This window comes from Sporosalibacterium faouarense, from assembly GCF_016765695.1.
GTDB classification, from domain to species: domain Bacteria; phylum Bacillota; class Clostridia; order Tissierellales; family VENL01; genus Sporosalibacterium; species Sporosalibacterium faouarense.
On record NZ_JAETGO010000059.1, the window covers coordinates 38888 to 59148 of the forward strand.

At 30.4% G+C, this 20261-nt stretch carries 21 protein-coding genes; 18 read left to right on the plus strand and 3 right to left on the minus strand.

The window, feature by feature from the left end; translation table 11 throughout:
* Both JMO20_RS11480 and JMO20_RS11485 read right to left on the minus strand, forming a co-directional pair.
* Positions 1–804, minus strand: a complete 804-nt coding sequence (locus JMO20_RS11480) for an ABC transporter permease (protein ID WP_202709816.1) — start codon at positions 802–804, stop codon at positions 1–3.
* On the minus strand, positions 801–1778 hold the full coding sequence (locus JMO20_RS11485; RefSeq protein WP_202709817.1) for an ABC transporter ATP-binding protein: 978 nt from the start codon (positions 1776–1778) through the stop codon (positions 801–803). Before JMO20_RS11485 ends, JMO20_RS11480 begins: the two co-directional genes overlap by 4 nt.
* Before the next feature lie 227 nt (positions 1779–2005).
* Here JMO20_RS11485 and JMO20_RS11490 point away from each other — a divergent pair, with 227 nt between their 5' ends.
* The 8 genes from JMO20_RS11490 to JMO20_RS11525 all read left to right on the plus strand — a co-directional run bounded on the left by JMO20_RS11490 (position 2006) and on the right by JMO20_RS11525 (position 8486).
* The gene (locus JMO20_RS11490; protein ID WP_202709818.1) at positions 2006–2557 is read left to right on the plus strand and encodes a GNAT family N-acetyltransferase; all 552 of its coding nucleotides are present in this window, start codon (positions 2006–2008) and stop codon (positions 2555–2557) included.
* 240 nt (positions 2558–2797) lie between these two features.
* Complete coding sequence (locus tag JMO20_RS11495) at positions 2798–3058, plus strand: DUF2087 domain-containing protein (protein WP_202709819.1); 261 nt, start codon at positions 2798–2800, stop codon at positions 3056–3058.
* Between the two features lie 136 nt (positions 3059–3194).
* A complete protein-coding gene (locus JMO20_RS11500) occupies positions 3195–3563 on the plus strand; it encodes a RidA family protein (RefSeq protein ID WP_202709820.1) in 369 nt (122 codons plus the stop codon).
* A 242-nt stretch (positions 3564–3805) separates the two neighbouring features.
* Positions 3806–4741: a phosphotransferase enzyme family protein gene (locus tag JMO20_RS11505; protein ID WP_202709821.1), complete on the plus strand. Its 936-nt coding sequence runs from the start codon at positions 3806–3808 to the stop codon at positions 4739–4741.
* Between the two features lie 200 nt (positions 4742–4941).
* Positions 4942–5271, plus strand: a complete 330-nt coding sequence (locus tag JMO20_RS11510; protein ID WP_202709822.1) for a nucleotide pyrophosphohydrolase — start codon at positions 4942–4944, stop codon at positions 5269–5271.
* A gap of 57 nt (positions 5272–5328) precedes the next feature.
* A complete protein-coding gene (locus JMO20_RS20390; RefSeq protein WP_279380114.1) occupies positions 5329–6882 on the plus strand; it encodes a response regulator transcription factor in 1554 nt (517 codons plus the stop codon).
* Between the two features lie 120 nt (positions 6883–7002).
* A complete protein-coding gene (locus JMO20_RS11520; RefSeq protein WP_202709823.1) occupies positions 7003–7617 on the plus strand; it encodes a methyltransferase family protein in 615 nt (204 codons plus the stop codon).
* Between the two features lie 101 nt (positions 7618–7718).
* Complete coding sequence (locus JMO20_RS11525) at positions 7719–8486, plus strand: MerR family transcriptional regulator (RefSeq protein ID WP_202709824.1); 768 nt, start codon at positions 7719–7721, stop codon at positions 8484–8486.
* Positions 8487–8643: 157 nt separating this feature from the next.
* Here the strand turns inward: JMO20_RS11525 and JMO20_RS11530 are convergent, their stop codons facing one another.
* Complete coding sequence (locus JMO20_RS11530) at positions 8644–10158, minus strand: LTA synthase family protein (RefSeq protein ID WP_202709825.1); 1515 nt, start codon at positions 10156–10158, stop codon at positions 8644–8646.
* A gap of 31 nt (positions 10159–10189) precedes the next feature.
* Between JMO20_RS11530 and JMO20_RS19850 the strand changes: the two genes are divergently transcribed.
* From JMO20_RS19850 to JMO20_RS11575, 10 genes are all read left to right on the plus strand, one after another.
* The gene (locus JMO20_RS19850; protein WP_207753489.1) at positions 10190–10390 is read left to right on the plus strand and encodes a hypothetical protein; all 201 of its coding nucleotides are present in this window, start codon (positions 10190–10192) and stop codon (positions 10388–10390) included.
* Positions 10391–10486: 96 nt separating this feature from the next.
* Complete coding sequence (locus JMO20_RS11535; RefSeq protein ID WP_202709826.1) at positions 10487–10630, plus strand: hypothetical protein; 144 nt, start codon at positions 10487–10489, stop codon at positions 10628–10630.
* A gap of 236 nt (positions 10631–10866) precedes the next feature.
* Positions 10867–11586 (plus strand): polysaccharide deacetylase family protein, encoded by a 720-nt coding sequence (locus tag JMO20_RS11540; RefSeq protein ID WP_202709827.1) that lies wholly within the window; start codon positions 10867–10869, stop codon positions 11584–11586.
* A 146-nt stretch (positions 11587–11732) separates the two neighbouring features.
* The gene (locus JMO20_RS11545; RefSeq protein WP_202709828.1) at positions 11733–13139 is read left to right on the plus strand and encodes a bifunctional metallophosphatase/5'-nucleotidase; all 1407 of its coding nucleotides are present in this window, start codon (positions 11733–11735) and stop codon (positions 13137–13139) included.
* Between the two features lie 517 nt (positions 13140–13656).
* Positions 13657–14841 carry a carboxylate--amine ligase gene (locus tag JMO20_RS11550; protein WP_202709829.1) on the plus strand — a complete coding sequence of 395 codons (1185 nt, stop codon included), beginning with the start codon at positions 13657–13659 and terminating at the stop codon, positions 14839–14841.
* Between the two features lie 52 nt (positions 14842–14893).
* A complete protein-coding gene (locus tag JMO20_RS11555) occupies positions 14894–16435 on the plus strand; it encodes a Mur ligase family protein (RefSeq protein WP_341534023.1) in 1542 nt (513 codons plus the stop codon).
* Positions 16436–16647: 212 nt separating this feature from the next.
* Positions 16648–17403 carry an exodeoxyribonuclease III gene (locus JMO20_RS11560; RefSeq protein WP_202709830.1) on the plus strand — a complete coding sequence of 252 codons (756 nt, stop codon included), beginning with the start codon at positions 16648–16650 and terminating at the stop codon, positions 17401–17403.
* Between the two features lie 65 nt (positions 17404–17468).
* Positions 17469–18335, plus strand: coding sequence for a nitroreductase family protein (locus tag JMO20_RS11565; protein WP_202709831.1), 867 nt, complete (start codon positions 17469–17471; stop codon positions 18333–18335).
* Between the two features lie 132 nt (positions 18336–18467).
* Positions 18468–19034 (plus strand): peptide-methionine (S)-S-oxide reductase MsrA, encoded by a 567-nt coding sequence (msrA, locus tag JMO20_RS11570; RefSeq protein ID WP_202709832.1) that lies wholly within the window; start codon positions 18468–18470, stop codon positions 19032–19034.
* 96 nt (positions 19035–19130) lie between these two features.
* A complete protein-coding gene (locus JMO20_RS11575) occupies positions 19131–20240 on the plus strand; it encodes a M20/M25/M40 family metallo-hydrolase (protein WP_202709833.1) in 1110 nt (369 codons plus the stop codon).
* Positions 20241–20261: the final 21 nt, after the last annotated feature.

The following is a 20261-nucleotide window of genomic DNA, read 5'->3' on the forward strand; positions in this document are numbered from 1 at the left end:
TTACCCTCCTTGAACTATGATTCTTTTCAATGCCTTATTCATCCATAGCTTACCACCAATGATTAGTATAGAAATCCATAATATTTGAACACCAATACTAATGATGGCTTCTTTAAAACCAATATTTCCAACATATATTCTAAATGGTAAATCTGATGCATATCTAAAGGGAAATACATATACGATCTTTCTTAAAAAATCAGGCATTAAAGGCACAGGGATTAGCAAGCCTGAAAGAAACTCACCTAATACACTAAACATTAACAAAGATCCTGTAGGTGACATAGTGTAAAACATAGAAATATAGATTAGCATAGAAATTGCAACAATTAAAACCAGTCCTAAAGTTAGAGCTATAAAGAATAAAACAAATGATGATATACTAGGTGGAAAAGAAAAATTATATGGATATGGTAATAAAAATGCTATAAGTAGTATAGGCAAACATCTAAGCATAGCACCAGATAATCTTTGAGCTAAAATCTTTGCATACCAGAAGCTATATATATCAGTTGGACGACAAAGTTCATAGGAGATACTTCCACTAGTTATATGATCAATAAGCTCTCTATCTCTAAACCAAAGCATAATAAAAACTAAAAAACTCTGTTGTAGCCACAATACTTGAATTAACTGTCTTAAAGATATGGGTTGTGGAGAAGAAGTGCTACGATAAAATGCTTGATAGATCATTATATACATAAAGCCCCAGAAAAATTGAGTAGATACTCCTGCTAAGGCAGCAGTTTTATACTGTAAGCCCTTAAGAAGCCTCATCTTGAATAGGGAGTAATAGGCCCTCATATTTGGTACTCCTTATATAAATCTATTATCACTTCTTCAATCGGTCTACTATCTACGCTTAGGTCAATAATATCAATCTTATTTGATAAAGTACTTATTACTTCTGAAACTTTAACCTTATTTAAATCCACAGAAAGAGCGATTCTTTCCTTTGACCTTGATAAGATGCTTGTACCTTCTATATTAATGTCTGAGGAATTTTCTTTAAAATCGACAGTCAATGTCTTGTGGGTTGCAAATTTATTTTTAAGTTCAGTTAAGGAACCATCTAGTAATATTCTACCTTTACCTATAAGTATGATTCTCTCTGCAAGGGCTTCAATATCGCTCATATCATGGGTAGTTAATATAACAGTAACATTTTTCTCTTTGTTAATAGTTTTGATAAAATTACGAACAGCAATTTTTGAAACGGCATCTAGCCCAATAGTAGGTTCATCTAGGAATAAAATTTTTGGATTATGTAATAAAGAAGCTGCTATTTCACATCTCATTCTTTGTCCAAGACTTAATTGTCGAACAGGAGTTGTTAGTATTGAAGATATATTCAAAGAGGATGTCAATAAATCTAAGTTGTCATTAAAATCTTTAGTAGGGATTTTATATATGTCCTTCAGTAAATTAAATGAGTCTATTACGGGAACATCCCACCAGAGCTGAGAACGCTGACCGAAAACTACCCCAATATTTTTTACATGGTCTATCCTATTCTTCCAAGGGGTTAACCCGAGGATATCACATTTGCCACTATCGGGAACTAGGATGCCACTTATAACCTTAATGGTAGTGGATTTGCCAGCACCATTGGGACCTATGTAGCCAACGATTTCACCTTCATCAATGTTAAAAGATATGTCTTCCAGGGCATGAATAGTGGAGTACTGAGGTTTAAATAAAGACTTTACAGCTGACCCTATTCCGGCATTTCTCTTTGCTACTTTAAAGGTCTTATTTAGAGACTTTACTTGAATCATAGTATACCTCCTTCGTAAGTATGAAATTGTTATATAATTTTTGACAGGGAATATATTATATATTAACTGGAATTGTATGTCAATGTAAAAAATGGTTTTATAAAACTCTTTTTTTATTATGAACAGATGGATATTATATTATGAAGATATGATAAAAGGTAATAGCAAGGGAATGTAGAAGTTATTAATACAAAAAGATTTTTAGATTACAATAGGAGGAAGATTTTATGCAAGATATTAGTTTTAACCCTTTTCCAATTCTAAAGACTGACAGACTATTATTAAGACAATTAAAAAATGAAGATGATATAGCTATATTTGAGTATCAATCAAATAAAGATAACTTTAAATTCGTAGATATGCCAGTATATAAGAATATTAAAGAGGCACAGAACTATATAGAAAAAATGAATTCTGGAGTAAGAGATGACAAATGGATTATTTGGGCGATTGCAGATGCAACTACAGATAAAGCTCTCGGAACTATATCAATTTGGAATATTTTAAAGGAACAATCGAAAGCTGAGTTAGGCTATGGACTTTTCCCTGGAAATGTTGGAAAAGGCATAATGAGTGAAGCACTAAAAAAGGTTGTTGAATATGGGATTAATGTCATGGGACTTGAAACCATTGAAGCCTATACAAATATTGAAAATAATAAATCTAAATGTCTTTTAAAGAGAAACAATTTTATTAAAGTATCTTTAGTTACTGATGAAAAAACTTATAGTAGAGTACCTATGGAAATGGTGATTTACGAATATAAACTTAATAGATAAAATAGTGATTTAAGGATTTTTTATGCCTTTAAGAGTAATATAAAAGCCATGAGGTTGTAGAACTACAACCTCATGGCTTTTGTTACTCTTAATAATCAATCGCCATAAATATCGTTTGAATTTATGCAAACGATATAATATAATGACTACTATAGAGCAAACTAAAATAAATCATGTCCTAAATAATTTATTTTAAGGTGACAATATTAGTACTAATTAATAGTAAGAGGAGGAAATAAAATGGCAAAATTAGAGAATTTCTTAGACGAAAAAGGGAGGATTAAGCAGTGGCCTTCGAAGTATAGCTTAAAAATTGAAGTAGTAAAGTATGTTGCTGAGAAATTTGAGGAAGGTCGAGTATATAGTGAAAAAGAAGTGAATGAAATAATCAATGAATGGCATACCTATAATGATTACTTTATGCTCAGAAGAGGTATGATTGAATATAAGTTGCTAGCCCGTAAAAGAGATGGTTCGGAGTATTGGAAAGTAAAAGACTAATAACGTAAATTTGAGAGTAAATAGTGGAATACTTCAAAAATAAAAAATTATTCAATAGTGACAAATAATACGCGACATATAGTTGTCGTATATTTTCCTTTATAATATAAACAAATATAAATTATGGAGGGATAATATGACAATAAAAAAGGTGAACGTTGATAATCACGATTACACATATTCATCATATGTTGTTGCAGGAGACTTTATATTTACTTCAATAAGAAGTGGAGATGGCTCAACCTTAAAAGAACAAGCAAATAATAGTATAAAGAGTTTGGATGCACTATTAAGAATAGAAGAACTAAGCTTAGACGATATAGTAAAGATGACAGTGACTTTTAAGAAGGGTGAAAATTTTGGAGAAGTAAAGGAAGTTTTTAGGAAACATTTTAAAAATGGTTACCCTGCAAGAAATACCATAATTGTAGATGAATTTTTATCTGAAGAAATCTTATTTCAAATTGAGGCAATAGCATATAAACCTAATAAAATAGTAAAATAGAATGCTTTTTCAAAGGCTTAATTTGGATTGGAAAAAATAATTTTAATTAAAAATTATCTTTAGTTCCCAATATATAAATGAAATAATATCAGTAAAGAAATTACGCTATTAGGTATGATTTTCATGATATCTAACGTAATTATCTAATTAAATTAGACTGATGAAGTATAACACAATATATTGGGGAGGTTATTATAATATTAAAATTAAAGTATTTATTTCCAAACATTGATTTAGCAACAATGATAGTGAAAAATTGGGAGTATGACGACTTAGACTTATTTAAATATTGGAGGATATCATCGAATGCAATTTATCCATTTAGAAATAAGGAAAATGTTTATTACCTCAGGTTTAGTCCAGTTGATGAAAAAAATAAGGATGAGATTATTGCAGAGTTAGAGTTTCTACAATATTTGAAAGACAGTAAATATAATGCTATAGAGACAAGATTATCTATAAACAACAAGAAATTAGAAGTTGTTGAAACACCTTGGGGTAGATATAATTCAGTTGTTTTTAAGAGGGTAAAAGGCGAATCCTTAGGAGAAATGGAATTAACAGATGAAATAGTTTTGCTTTGGGGTAAAGCATTAGGTCAGCTTCATAGGCTGAGTGAAAAATACAAACCATCAAAGAAAAAGAGATGTAATTGGGAAGATAAGCTTGATTTGATAGAGAAAATATTGAGTGAATTTCCAGAAGAGAAACAAGGATTAAAAGAAGCAAAAATATTGAGGGAAAAGCTAGCTTCTCTACCTATAACAGAAGAAAATTATGGATTGATTCATTATGATTTTGAGCTAGATAATATATTTTACAATAAATCTAATAATGAAATTATTCCCATAGATTTTGATGACTCAATGTATCATTGGTATATGATGGATATAGAGCGTTCAATTAATAGTATTAAGTCAGAGGTAGACCCAAAGAAGGTAGATAAGTTTGTAGAATTATTTATAGAAGGATATAGCTCTGAGAAGTCAATACAGAGTAGTTTGCTTGAACTAATTGAAGTCTTTGAAAGGTTTGGCAATCTATATGGATATGCTAGAGTATTGCGTGCAAGTAAAGAAAGATGGAAAAATGAACCAGAATGGTTAGAAAACTTAAGAAAACACCTTAATAGATTATTGGATGAGAGAAGTAAATTTTTTGGACTACCAATTAACTAACTAATAAAGTAAAATTGTATTTTTAAAGCAAAATTAAAAAATAAGAGGTATGCTAATTTAGTTAGTGTATCTCTTTTTCTATATAGAGTTTATGGGAGTTGAGTTCTAATTCTTCTAAACTAGAATATACTGTGTCTCCAGACGAGATTAGTTCAATTTGATATAATAAAGTTTATAATAAATAAAATGAGGTGAATGAAATGGGAAGTATTAGTAGAGTAGCAAATGAAGTTAATAAATTTGCTGTGGACAGAAATTGGGGAGAAGCCCATAATCCTAAAAATTTAGCAATGTCTATAGCAATTGAAGCAGGAGAATTAATGGAGATTTTTCAATGGAAAACGTTAGAAGAATCAATACATATTATGAATAGTGACGAAGCAGAACATTGTGAAGAAGAACTAGCGGATGTCTTAATATATTGCATTACTTTAGCAAATAAACTGAATCTAGATATTGAAGAGATAATATTAGAAAAGATAAAAAAGAATGGCAAGAAGTACCCGTTAAATTCCAGTGAACTAAAGTAGAAGTTACATTTATTTATAGAGCATATTTGATAGTAATTTAAGTAAAGGGGGGATTATATGTCAGGGGATTATGGTAAATGGTTTAATAATTTTATGGAATATATTAATAGTAAAAGTTATGAGGAAGCAGTCGAACATTTTAAAATAGGGTTTGAAATAGTATTTTCATCATCAAATATTTATGAGGTATATTGTCTAGCTTCTAAAATTCCAAAACAGTATTATAAAAGTAGTTTTTCTAAACTTTTACTAGGTTGGTTATGTTTTGCGTGTGGAGATAATAAAATGGTTGAATGGGTTTTGCTAAATGTTAATGAGAATGAATTAAAAGAACCAGAGTACAGATCTACTTTTTATGCACTAAAGTCAATGACTACAGCAATGTACTCAAAAGAAGAGAGCTTAAGATATGGAGAGCGTGCTATAGAAGTGTTACAAAAGGAAAATTGGAGTTTTATTGCGGGAAATGCATATATGACTTATGGACGTCAGTTAACTAATAATAAGTTATATAGGAAAGGGGCAAGGTATTTTGAAAAGGCATATAATATTTTTAGAAAGTTAGAAGGAAATTTTCTATCTATCAACTGCTTTGTCAGTAATTGTTTAAACCTATATGCACTTGGCGAATGCAGAGAAGTTATAAACAAATGTAATGAAGCTTTAATGTTTAATACTTCTAAAAACTCTCAAGCAGATGATTATATAAGTATAATAAAGTTACCAATGGGGATGTCTTATTATGAGCTAAATAAAATATCACTTGCAATAGAAGCATTAAATGATGCTAAATCAGCAATTGTTAATCTAAAATTAGTTCATATGCATGGTATTTTAGAACAGTATTTATTTGAATGCTATCGAATTGCAGATGATAAAAATAGTATGGAGAAAATAATTGCAGAATTAGAGTCTATATTTGCAAATGTTCATTATCCAGAGGCCAATAATCTAATAGCATCATTAAAAATAAAGATGGCTTTCTATAAGGGTGAAGATCCAAAAAAAGAATGGGTTGAAAAACTAGAACTAGCTTATCAATTAGAAAAAGAAGGAACACCTACATTCTTGTATGAAATATTAACTGAATTAAAACTGAGAGGTTATAGTAAATTAATGTCAAGTGATATCTTATTAAATAAACTCACAGGATTACAGTTTGAGGGTCATGTTCCTGAGATTCAGTCTATAAGCTTATATTTAGCAGAATTTTTTTATAATAAACATAAGAATAGTACGTCTAAGGTACATTTAAAAAATGCCTGTGAGATTTATGATGAATATAATATTTCAGCTAAATTTTTTAATGGTAGCCTAAGGTGTTATATATATCTTAGTGATATTAATAGCTCCATAGAATCAAAAATGAGATCTAGTGGACTATTACATGACAATGTGAATGCTAGTGAAATAAAGGAAAATTTGACAAATAGAGAATTAGAGATTCTTCAACTAATCGGTCAAGGTAAGTCAAATAAGGAAATAGCAGAAACACTATTTATAAGTATTGGAACTACAAAGTGGCATATCAATCATATATACAGCAAACTGTCGGTAAAGAAGAGATTTAATGCTATTGAAAAAGCTAAAAGACTTAACTTAATCTATTAATTTTAACTATTATATAAATAAAAGGCTTATACCTAACTAAAAACACAACTTTAGTTAGGCTTTTTTTATTGCTATTAATAATATAATGATAAGCAAATAGATTTAAGGAGGTTTTTTAAAATGCAAGAAACATTACAAGAGCATTTTCATCAGTGGGGTGGAGTACTATTTTTTATAATCTTATACTCTATACTGTTACTTTTTATCCCTTTTTATAAGAAGGCAAATAGAAAGCCTACAACGGCTTATATGGCTTTCGTTTTGGCATTTGCAATAGAGATGCATGGAATACCTATGAGTATGTACTTTATATCCTGGATAATTGGAAGAAAATTACCTAACGGGATACTTTGGGGTCATACCCTTAATCAATATATTGGATATTGGGGAATGTATTTAGGCATTGGATGTGCAATATTATCTATAATATTAGTGGCAAATGGCTGGTATAATATCTATCATAAATACTGGTCAAGAGAAAAAGGTGAGGGAAGAGTAGTAAAGACTGGAATTTATAGATATATAAGGCATCCTCAATATACGGGGTTTGTTTTGATGACAATTGCTATGATGATGATATGGGCGACTCTATCTATGATTATTATTTGGCCAATTATGGTATACACATATTATCGTTTAGCTAAAAAAGAAGAGAGGGATATGGTAATGGAATTTGGTGAGGAGTATATTAGATATATGAAAAAAACGAAAATGTTTATACCTTATATCATCTAGAGAGTTATAATAAAAATATATAAATACTATTGACTCTAACGTTACGTTATAGATTATTATATAATTGCAAGGGAAAATAAAAAAACAAAGGAGAGATTTTTATGGGATACAAAGTAAAAGATGTGGCTGATTTAGTTGGGATCAGTGTGAGGACTCTACATCATTATGATCAAATAGATTTATTGAAGCCAGAATCTGTAACTGCGGCCGGGTATAGATTATATTCCAATAAGGATCTTGAAAGATTACAGCAAATCTTATTTTTTAAGGAACTAGATTTTTCTTTGCAGGATATTAAAGATATTCTCAATAGTCCAGACTTTGATAGAGTACGTACTTTAAAAATGCATAAAAAGCTACTAATAAAAAAGAAAAAAAGATTGGAGAATATTATTAACTCTGTAGAAAAAACTATTGATTCGATTGAAGGAGGGAAAGAAATGAGCAATAAAGAGATGTTTGAAGATTTTGATATGAAAGAGATAAAGCTACATCAAGAAAAATATGCTGAAGAGACAAAGAAAAAATACGGCAATACTGACGCATATGCTGAAAGTATGAAAAAGACTTCAAAATATACAGAAGAGGACTGGAAAAGAATAAAGGATGAGTCTCAAGAAATTAATAGTATGATAGTAAAGAATATGGAAAAGGGACCGGATAATCCAGTTGTTCAAGAGTATATTGATAAGTTTAGAAAGCATATAACAGATAGTTACTATAACTGTACTCTAGAAATATTTAGAGGATTAGGTGAATTATATGTTAGTGATGAAAGATTTACTAATAATCTTGAGAAAGTTAAGGAAGGCTATGCTGAATTCCTAAGAGAAGCAATCCTTATATATTGTGATAGATTAGAAAAATAATAAAAAGTCTGGCAAGGTTTAATTTTAGGTGAGTTTTAGCTATAAAAGTGTAAAAAGGATATCTAAATGTTGTGATAAACTAACTTAGATATCCTTTTATACATAATAGGGCTATGGCAAACCTAGTTAATAATATCTAGTTATATAAATTCCTCGATTATTCTTTTTTAAGAATCTTGCTATAATAATCTGTCTCTAAAATTTTAGCAGAGAAGTGAAACTTGCTGTCTACAAAGGCAGATACTTTATCAATATAGTCTTGGTTAACCTTTATGCCATCTACTGGTGTGAACCTTCCAGTTTTTGCATCATACCGTCCTTTATCTGTTATAAAGCTTTTATCTAGAAAAACTACTAAAGGTGTTGAGTTGGAGAATATATCACTGCCCATAAGTAGTCTGGAATCATATTCTAGTCCCAACAGATTAGAAATAGTTGGATTAATGTCAAGACTTGAACAAGGTTTGTCTATCGTAATAGGCTCAATATTCTCTGTATATATAATAAGAGGACTTTTGTAAAGTTCAAAGGTGTGTTCAACATCGTGACCTGCAAGTTCATCTATTGTTTTATATTCTAGTCCATATGGATAGTGATCAGCGCTCATAACTATTAGAGTCTTATCTGCGAGACCTGCTTCTTCTAGTTCTTTTAACAAATATTCTAAAGCTTTATCTAGCTCTATTTGAGTTGCTATATAAGCCTTAGCTTGTTCTGAGTATGGCAAATCTGCTACATATTCCTTATTCTTTAATGCGATATAATTTCCTGAAAAAGAATACTGCATATGTCCACTTACAGTCATATAATAAGCATGAAAAGGCTCTTCATTTATGTACTCAGGAATTGTTTTCTCCATCATTTCTATATCAGATTCAGGCCAAGTTTCTTTTACGTCGAGACCATGACCTAGAGCTTTATATTCATAACCCATATTTGGATGAGATATATCCCTTCTATAATAAGAATAGGTATGATTGTGATAGGCTATAGTTTTATAACCAATATCTTTAAGTTGATTACCCATTACAAATGGTAGTTCTATTGCTCCTGATTTATAAAAACTCCAAACACCACTTTTAGGAATTAATCCTGTACATGCCACATATTCACCATCGGAGGTGCTTACTCCCCAAATAGGATTATAGAAATTTGTGAAATTATAACCTTTATGGACCATTTTATATAAAGTCGGAGTAAGGTCTTTATTCACTGCATAGGGAGAAAAGCTTTCAGCAGTTATAAATATTAGATTGTAGCCTTCGTACTTTCCTGTAAATTCATTCTTAGCAGTTGGCTCTAAATTACTAAAATATGTATGAATTGCTTTAATATTCTTATTTTCTTCATTAGCAATAAGCTGGCCGAAAGGTATATCTAGAATATTGTATTCAATCTTAACTCCCTTAACCTTCTTTTCAATTGCTGTAGCATTTTTGAAACCATTACTATCTTCAGTTAATACATTATCTAATAGTATTTTTTCACTAGGACTCAAATTAGTAGGTAAATATGCAGTGGTTGAAACTTCGACTACTGGTGACCACCCAGAAACAAGTCTTTGTAAATCTATACGCATGGTAGTAATGAGTCCGATTTTCTGAATTGAAAGAATCGGATAATTATTTTTGAAATAGAGGTCATAGGCAGAGTACTGACCACTATTATTCATATATACAGTTCCTACACCTATTAAATGAGATATGAGTATTAAGAAAATAAAAATAATTCTAGGTAATTTACTTATCTTACTAAAAGAAAGCATCTTTTTGCCTAAAATAATTATTAATATAACAGGAATGAAAAATAATAAAATCCAAAAAGAATTTTTAACTGTAGCTGATAGTATATCTTTCCAAAAATCTAAGATTTGGGCAGAGTTTCCTGCTGAATATAAGCTGTAGAATGTCCTAAAGAATTTGAAATATATGAACTGAGAGGCAAAAATGAAAGAAACTACTGTGAGTAAGGCGATGGATAATATATGATTAATTTTATCTTTGAATAGGCTACATATTAAGTACAATATTATTGAAAGAGAAATTAGAAATATTAATGATATAATTAATCCAGACGTTAAAATTTTAGTGGAAGTAGCTATTCTAAAAATTATTTCCATAAAAAATAGTGATAACATGAAATAAATTAATAAACTAAAGGGTTTTTTGAATTTTAACATTAGTGTTATCTCCTTTCATTTTATATTATAGTATAATATGAATTAATATACGATTATTATATTTAGACAATATGACTGTGAAATAATGGTATTCATATCATTGTAAATAGCATTATGTTGATGGAACTGCATTACATAATTACTATTATCTAATACCCTGTTTTTCATATACTAATAAGATATTCAAGGAGGACAAACTATATGAAGAAAAAAGCGTTAATAGGTGTACTTATATTAATATTATTAATAGGAATGTCATACATAGTCTATAAAGTTATGAATTCAAGAACATTTCAATTAATGGGAGAAATCATACAAAAGGCTGATACAGAAGAAAAGGTTGTTGCAATTACATTCGATGATGGACCAACTGATAATACAGATAGTATTTTAAAGATATTAAATGACGCTGATATTAAGGCAACCTTCTTTTTAACTGGGAAAAGTATAGAGGAAAATCCAGAGGAAACTAAGAAAATTGTTACAGCTGGACATGAGTTAGGAAATCATACGTATTCTCATAAGAGAATGGTTTTCAAATCGCCTTCCTTTATTAAAGAAGAGATTAATAAAACAGACAAACTTATTAGAGAAGCTGGTTATAAAGGTGAAATACATTTTAGGCCTCCAAATGGTAAGAAGTTAGTGTTCTTGCCTTACTATCTAAATAAGAAAGATAAAAAAACAATTATGTGGAATATTGAGCCTGACTCATATCCTGAAATAGCTAAGGATAAAGATAAGATAGTCAAATTTATAAATGACAATATAGAACCAGGATCAATTATACTTTTACATGTAATGTATGATACTGAAGAAAGAAAATCACTAGAATCTATAAAGGATATAATTTTAAATTTGAAAGAAAAAGGATATGAGTTTAAGACAGTTTCAGATTTATTAAAATATAGTGATAAATAAATTATTAACATGAGCTTCAGAAAAGCGAATAAAAATATATTCTATGTCTGTGAATTGTAATGGGGAAGGAAAGAGATGATGATTATAGAAATATAAAATGAACTAATAATTTAGTCTCGTTATTATAATTGGGAGGAGAGATGGGAATGAAACTTAAAATACTACATATCAATGATTTGCATAGTAGATTTGAGAATTTAGCCAAAATATCTACTATAATTAAAAATCTCGAGGATGACAATACCATTATTTTAGATGCTGGAGATAATGCAGACTTTATGAGAATTGAAACAGAAGGAACAAATGGGGAAGTAAGTTCAGCTATATTAAATAAAATAGGATTTGATGCCAGAGTTTTCGGGAATAACGAAGGCTTTGCAGGGAAAGAAAAAGGAAAAGTGATTTCTAAAACTAGCGAGTTTCCGACAGTGACATGTAACTTATATCATTCAGATGGTGAGAAGCTAGAATACTTAAAGGATGCCATAGTAATAAATAAAAATGGTATTAGAGTACTTATAATTGGAGTTACGGCACCATATAATGAATTTTATAATTTATTTGAAGTCCATGCAAAAGAACCAATTGATGAAATAAGAAGGGTTTTACAAAATTATTCAAAATCACAATATGATATGGTTGTATTATTATCTCACTTAGGACTGAGAGAGGATAAAGAGCTAGCTGAGAAGATAGGGGAAATTGATGTAATTATTGGTGGACATAGCCATAGCATACTAGATGAACCAATTAGTATAAACGAAACTATTATTCATCAAGCAGGAAGCTATGGAGAGTTCTTGGGAGAGTTAAGTGTTGATTATGATACTCGAGAGAATAGAATTACGGATTATTCAGGGAAATTAATTAAGAGTAGTGATTACAGTGAAGACCAGGAAGTTATAAGTATAATAGAAGAATATAGTCTAAAAGCAAATGAATATTTAAGCAAACCACTTTTTAAGATAGAAAAAATATTAACTCACTCTCTCTCGGAAGAAAATGATATTGGCAATCTATTAGCAGATGCTCTAAGAGACGTATTAGGTACAGATATAGGAATAATAAACAGTGGTGTAATGAATAAGGGAGTAGAAACTGGGTCTATTTCTAAAAAAGAACTACTAGAAATATGTCCATCTCCATTAAATCCTACTTATATAGAAATACAAGGAAAGGATTTATTGAATGCACTAGAAAAATCGTTATTAGCAGAATACCATAATGCCGATGGCAAAGGTTCAGGCTTTAGAGGAAAGTGGCTGGGGAATATCCAAGTTTCTAGTAATGTTACGGTAAAATATAGGGAAGAGGAGCAGCCATTGAGCAAAATAGAGAATATTACTATTAATGGAGAGCTATTAAATCTCAAAAGATGGTATACTGTAGGGACATCAGACTATCTTCAGAGAGGTACAGGTTATTCAGAATTAGCAAATTGTAAAAACGAAAGATATAATCCAGAGTATTTAAGAGATACTTTAGAGGATTATCTAAAAAAACAAGAGTTCGTTTCCAAAGCCTTTAAAAGAAGATTTATAAAAGTAGGATAAAAAAGATAGAAGAAGATAATGTAATCCTAATATATTACATGGATGGTGGGGAACTAAACTTATTTGATGCAATAAATAGAGGTGAGATATAAATATATAGTCTGAGAAAGTTGGGTCATTACCTAATAGCCTAGCTTTCTCTTTTTATATAAATAAAAGAGTTATTTATACTTCAATTAATATAAATAGCTTATAGCTAGAAAGATTTTTGACTTGATATTTTAAACAATAAGAAAAATTTTAAGAGAAAGGGGTTAGATAGTAAGAGTGGAATTGTAAAACTAATTTAGAATTATATATCAGATTTGTTAAATACTATTGGTATGGAAATAGCATAATGATTTAATTTAAGAGGATTATCACTTTTCTTAAGACAAGATTTATAGTAGAATGAAATTATCAAGAATTAACAAAACGTAAATACTTAAAGATAAGTATAACTAATATGTGTGTAGAATTGACAATAGATATACAAATTAAAAGATAGTTTGCGATTTTTTTATGAGGAGATGGATTAATGAAGAATAAAGCTGTTATTCTAGGAGCTAATTATTACATAGGACTTAGTGCTATTCGTTGTCTAGGAATTCATGGAATAGAGGTTGTGGCAGTTGATTACTCATGGAAAGGAACTTATGGATTTTATTCAAAATATTGCTCAGAAACTCTTATAGCACCACATTATAAAAAAGACTCTAAAGGATTAATTGAATTTCTGATTGAGTACGCTAAGAAACAGAATGAGATACCAGTCCTAATTCCGTGTGGAGACCCTTATGTGGAGCTTATAGACGAGTATTTGTTGACTCTGAAAGAGTACTATTTAATACCTCAAACGGAGCAAGGACTCTATACTAAGGTAATGAATAAGGGAACTCTACATAGCCTTGCAGAGAAGCACGAAGTTGCTGTTCCAGAGACAGTAAAAATTGATGATGAAAACTTTAGACAAAAAGTAGAAGAAATTATTAAGTTTCCATGCTTAGTTAAACCCACTGATTCCCCAACTTTTGTATCAATTTTCAGGAAAAAAATGTTTACAGTTAACAATATGCAAGAGTTAGATGAAGCAGTAGAGAAAGCTAAAGATGCAGGGTTAGAAGTCATTATACAAAGAATTATTCCAGGATTTGACGATCATATGCATACATTTGACGCATATTTAAATCAAGATGCTAAAGTGACTCACTGGTTAACCTGTCAGAAATATCGTCAATATCCAATCAATTTTGGTGCATCTGTATATACAGGACAAAAGTATATTCCAGAGCTATATGATATTGGGGCAAGATTCTTAGAGGACATTGGATTTAAAGGATTTGCAGAAATAGAGTTTAAAAAGGATGCTGAAACAGGAAAGTTTTATCTAATAGAAGTGAATGTAAGACTTTCCAATCTCAATAGTTTAGTATATAAAGCTGGACTTAATATGCCTTATATAACTTATAGAGATTTGATTGGAAATCCTTTAGAGCCTAAAGCAATTAAAAATAATACAAAGTTAGTTTTTTGGTATGCCTATGAAGATATTTTAGCGGTAAGAAACTATATTAGAAAAAAACAATTGACTATATCGCAGGTATTAAGGTCATACTTTCAACCAAAGGCTTATGCTATATGGGATTGGAAAGACATCAAGCCAGCTTTAGTCTTCTTTAGAACAAAGGTCGGACGTGCTTTTAAAAAAATATTTAGTAAATAAGAAAAGAAAAAAATTCAAAATACATTTTGATAAGTGAAGGGAGATAACAATCGTGAAATTATTTGATTTGCTACAAGCAGTCGATGTTGTTGAATCGTGGAACAAAAAGAATATCGATATTAGTGGTATAGCTTACCATTCAAAAAAAGTCGCTCCCGGAGATATTTTTGTTTGTATAAAGGGCTATAAAACAGATGGACATCGTTATGTAATGGGGGCAATAGCTAATGGAGCATCTGCCATTATCGTTGAAGACTATCAAGAAGGGTGGGATATTCCTCAAATCAGAGTTGAAGATAGTCGCAAGGCATTAGCGGCATTAAGTGATGAATTCTATAACAATCCGTCAAAGGATATGAAGATTATTGGAATTACTGCTACTAATGGGAAGACGACCACATCTTTTATGACTAATGCAATCCTAGAAGGTCATGGACTAAAAACTGGGCTTATAGGAACGGTAAAGGTTAAAATAGGAGATAGCTATGAGCCTTCTAAACTAACCACACCAGAATCACTAGATTTGCACCATTACTTTGCTAAAATGAGAGACCAAGGTATAACTCATGTTACCATGGAAGCATCATCTTCGGCTCTATATCTTAAAAGAGTAGGTAATGTCGATTTTGATATTGTGACTTTAAACAATATTAGTAGAGAGCATATTGACCTACATGGTTCCTTTGAAGAATATTTTGAAAGTAAATCGAGCTTAATTAAGAATGCAGGACCAGATAAATGGGCCATACTGAACTTAGATTGCCCATATTCTTCATCTCTAATAGATAGTACACAGGCGCAAGTGTTAACTTTTGGCGTTGAGAGGAGAGATGGACATTTAGCATGTAAAAACTTAGATTTATCCACTGGTAGAGCAAAATTTACTGTAGAAATAGGTAGATCTTTTAAAGTAGGGAATATAAGATATGAGCCTAGGAGTTTTGATATTGAGCTTTCAGTTCCTGGATATCATTCGGTTTATAATTCGATGGTAGCTATTTCAATTGGATTATTATGTGGTATTCCAATTTCTACTATACAAGAGAGTATAAAGAGTTTTAATGGAGTAGAGAGAAGATTTGAATTTATATTTGAAGAAGATTTTAAGATTATAGACGATCATTTTGCCAATAGTGGAAATATTGATGTAACTTTAGGGACATTGGATTTCATGGACTATAATAATCTAAATTTAGTATATGCTATTAGAGGTGGACGAGGTCCAACTGTGAATAGAGAAAATGCTGAAACGATTGTTAAGTGGGCATCTAAGCTTGGAATATCAGAAATAGTAGCTACGCTAAGTAAATCTCATGTGACTGATAAGGATATAGTTACGGAAGAAGAGCTAGAAGTTTTTTTAGAAGTAATCTCTGATGCAGGTATTAAGGTTCAATTATATGAGGAGCTACCACAAGCTATATCCCATGCACTAAAAAATGTAGGGGATAATGATGTAGTTTTATTATCTGGATGTCAAGGAATGGATTATGGTGCTCAGATTGCATTGGAGCAGCTACACAAGTTGAGACCAGAGATAGATAAGAAGAGATTATTTGCACCTCTTGAAAATAGAGTAGCAGGAATAATATAAATTTAAAAGATGATCATTTAGTGATCATCTTTTTTGTTACCGCATAGATGTGTTTAGATTAATATATATAATGGTAAAAAATATATAAGATGCTTTTGTAAAAAAAGAACGATAAAAAGTTATTTCAGTTTTTGAGACAACACATATAAGTGTATAATATAGAATATAAAGAATATATAAAGTCAAAAAATAAGTATCTAAGGAGGAAAAGTATGAAATTAATTTCATGGAACGTAAATGGTTTAAGGGCTTGTGTACGCAAAGGCTTTATGGATTATTTCAAAGACATAAATGCAGATGTATTTTGTGTTCAAGAAATTAAATTGCAAGAAGGACAAATAGAATTAGACTTGGAAGGATATGAACAATATTGGAATTATGCAGTTAAGAAAGGATATTCAGGAACAGCAGTATTTACTAAGAAGAAGCCCTTATCTGTAAAATATGGGGTAGGTATTGAGGAACATGAACAAGAAGGAAGAGTTATAACATTGGAATTCAAAGAGTTTTTCTTAGTAAATGTATATACGCCAAATGCTCAAAGAGGTTTAGCTAGATTGGAGTATAGAATGACATGGGAAAATGTGTTTAGAGAATACTTAATGGAGTTGGATGCAAAGAAACCTGTTATCCTTTGCGGAGACTTAAATGTAGCTCACAATGAAATAGACTTAAAGAATCCAAAATCCAATAAGAAAAATGCTGGTTTCTCAGATGAAGAGAGGGGAAAGATGACTGAATTATTAGGGACTGGATTTACAGATACATTTAGATACTTATATCCTGATAAGGAAGAAGCTTACTCCTGGTGGTCATATATGAGAAAGGCAAGGGAGAGGAACTCTGGATGGAGAATTGACTATTTTATTGTATCTGAAAGGTTAAATGACAAAATTGTTGATTCAGAAATTCATTCAGAAATAATGGGAAGTGACCATTGTCCAGTAGCATTAGAAATAAATCTATAAAAAAATATAAAATATGAGCTAAAATCATTGCTTTAATTGTATTAAGAGAGTGAGGTTATTAATCTATGAGTTATAAGAAATCTATAATAGAAAATATAAAAAAAAGAATATCTGATAGAACCTTCGAGAGTAAGGAAATAACTGAAGAGCATTATGATTTAATAAAAAACTATATTAGTGAAGAAAAGAACTTGATTAGTCCTTTGGGAAACAGAATTAAATTTGAATTAATTGATGTTAAAGATAATAATACTGGTAAAGGTTTAAAAATAGGAACATATGGAATTATAAAAAATCCACAGGCTTATATTGCTGGAATAACAAAAAAAGATAAAATATCATTAATTGAGTTTGGTTATATTTTTGAAAAATTAGTTTTGTTTTTAACTGAATTAGGAATAGGAACATGCTGGTTAGGAGGAACTTTTACTAGAGATTCCTTTGAAAGGGAAATTGAGTATAAAAGTGATGAGATAATACCTTGCGTGACGCCAATAGGGTATCCTAAAAACAAAAAAAGACTTTTAGAAAAGACAATGAGAGCATTAGTTAAGGCCAATAATAGAAAGGATTGGGAATCGCTTTTTTATGACAATGATTTCAACTCACCATTGAGTAAGGAAAATTCAGATATATATGCTGTTCCGATAGAGATGGTAAGATTAGGTCCGTCTGCATCCAACAAGCAACCTTGGAGAATTGTACTTTCTAAAGATAGAAAAAACTGCCATTTTTATCTCGAACATACTCCAAATTATGGTGGAAGTAAGATGGGGTTTGATATGCAAGTGATAGATATGGGAATAGCTATGTGCCATTTTGATTTAACTTGTAGAGAATTAAATATGGATGGTGAATGGAAGATTGATAATCCTAATATAACTTTACCAAAGGAGAATATGGAATACATGATCAGCTGGCACTTAAATTAAGGGAAATAATTGCGTAGTATAATAAATATTGTCTATGAACTAATTTCATTAGAGAACATTAGATATTGTAGATTGGTTTATATGATTATATAATATGGGTAATTTTAAATAATTTTATAGGGGGTTATTCCCATGAATGAAGTTAATGAAAAAAATCAATATGAAACTGCCATATTTGCTGGTGGATGCTTTTGGTGTATGGTTTCTCCTTTTCATGTCTTAGATGGAATAATTGAAGTTAAGGCAGGTTATACAGGAGGCCATATAAAGAATCCTACATATGAGGATGTAAAATCTCAAAAATCAGGACATTATGAAGTGGTTAGAATAACTTATGATCCTAAAGTAATAAGTTATAATAAGCTATTAAAGGCTTATTGGTTACAAGTGGATCCAACTGATGATGAAGGTCAATTTCATGACAGGGGACCATCATATAGAACGGCTATTTTCTATACAACAGAAGAACAAAGGGAAAAAGCGGAAGAATCTAGGAAGGATATTGAGGAGTCTGGTAGATTTTCTGACCCAATAGTAACTAAAATACTTCCTGCGGTTATCTTCTATGAAGCAGAGGAATATCATCAAGATTTTTATAAAAAAGAACCTGATATTTATAAGGATGATAGAAAAATTTCAGGGAGAGATGAGTTTATAAAAAAATATTGGGGAGATGAATATTGGGAAATATTTGAATAGACAACTAATTAAGAGCATCATGTGGTGCTTTTGATTTTTTTGTGATATAAATATTAATGAGTGAAAGAATATAATATAAAAGAAGGAGGAATAAAAATGATAAATCAAGATAGGATAGTTAAGGAATTTATGAAGTATGTTCAGATAGATAGTCCAACGAAGAATGAGAAGGCATTTGCAGAATTTATAAGTAAAGAATTAGAAGAATTAGGAGCAGAAATATACATAGATGATGCAGGTGAAAAATCAGGATGCAATACAGGAAATGTTATAGCAAAGCTAAAAGGAAGTAAAGATGTTGATGCAATACTTTTTAGTTGTCATATGGATACTGTTTCTCCAAGTATTGGAATTAAGCCAATAATAAAAGGAGATGCAATATATTCTGATGGAACAACTATTTTAGGAGCAGACGATAAAGCGGGGATAGCTGCTATCTTGGAGGCCTTGAAAGTAATTAAAGAAGAAAATGTTGAGCATGGACCTATTGAAATTGTATTTAGTGTATATGAAGAAGGTGGCTTATTTGGAGCTAAGAACTTGGACTATGGAAAATTAGAATCTAAAAAAGCTATTGTATTAGATAGTGGTGGAGATCCAGGAGAAATAATTATCCAAGGACCTGCACAAGATAAAATAGATGTAAAGGTTATAGGTAAGCCAGCCCATGCTGGTGTTGCACCAGAGGAAGGAATAAGTGCTATAAATGTTGCAGCCCATGCAATAAGTAAAATGAAATTATTAAGAGTGGATAAAGAGACTACTGCAAATATTGGAATAATTGAAGGTGGCAATGCTACAAATATAGTAACGCCTGAAGTAAATATTAAAGCTGAAGCTAGAAGTCTTAGTAATGAAAAACTAGACAATCAAACAGCCCATATGGTTAAGTGTTTTGAAGATACTGCAAATGAATATAATACAAAAGTAGAGATTGAAACATCAAGAATGTATGGAGCTTTTACCATAGATGAAGGCGATGAACTTGTAAAACTTGTAAAAAATGCTTGTGAGAATATAGGAATAAAATCTTTCACTAATTCCACAGGAGGCGGTAGTGATACAAATATACTTAATGGCAATGGTATTAAGGCTCTGAACTTAGGTATAGGAGAAAGAAAACCACATACATTAGAAGAACATATTTATATTAAAGACTTAGTTAATTCATCAAAATTGGTATTGGAAATTATTAAGTCAATATAGTGAGGGTAAGCTAGGATTAAA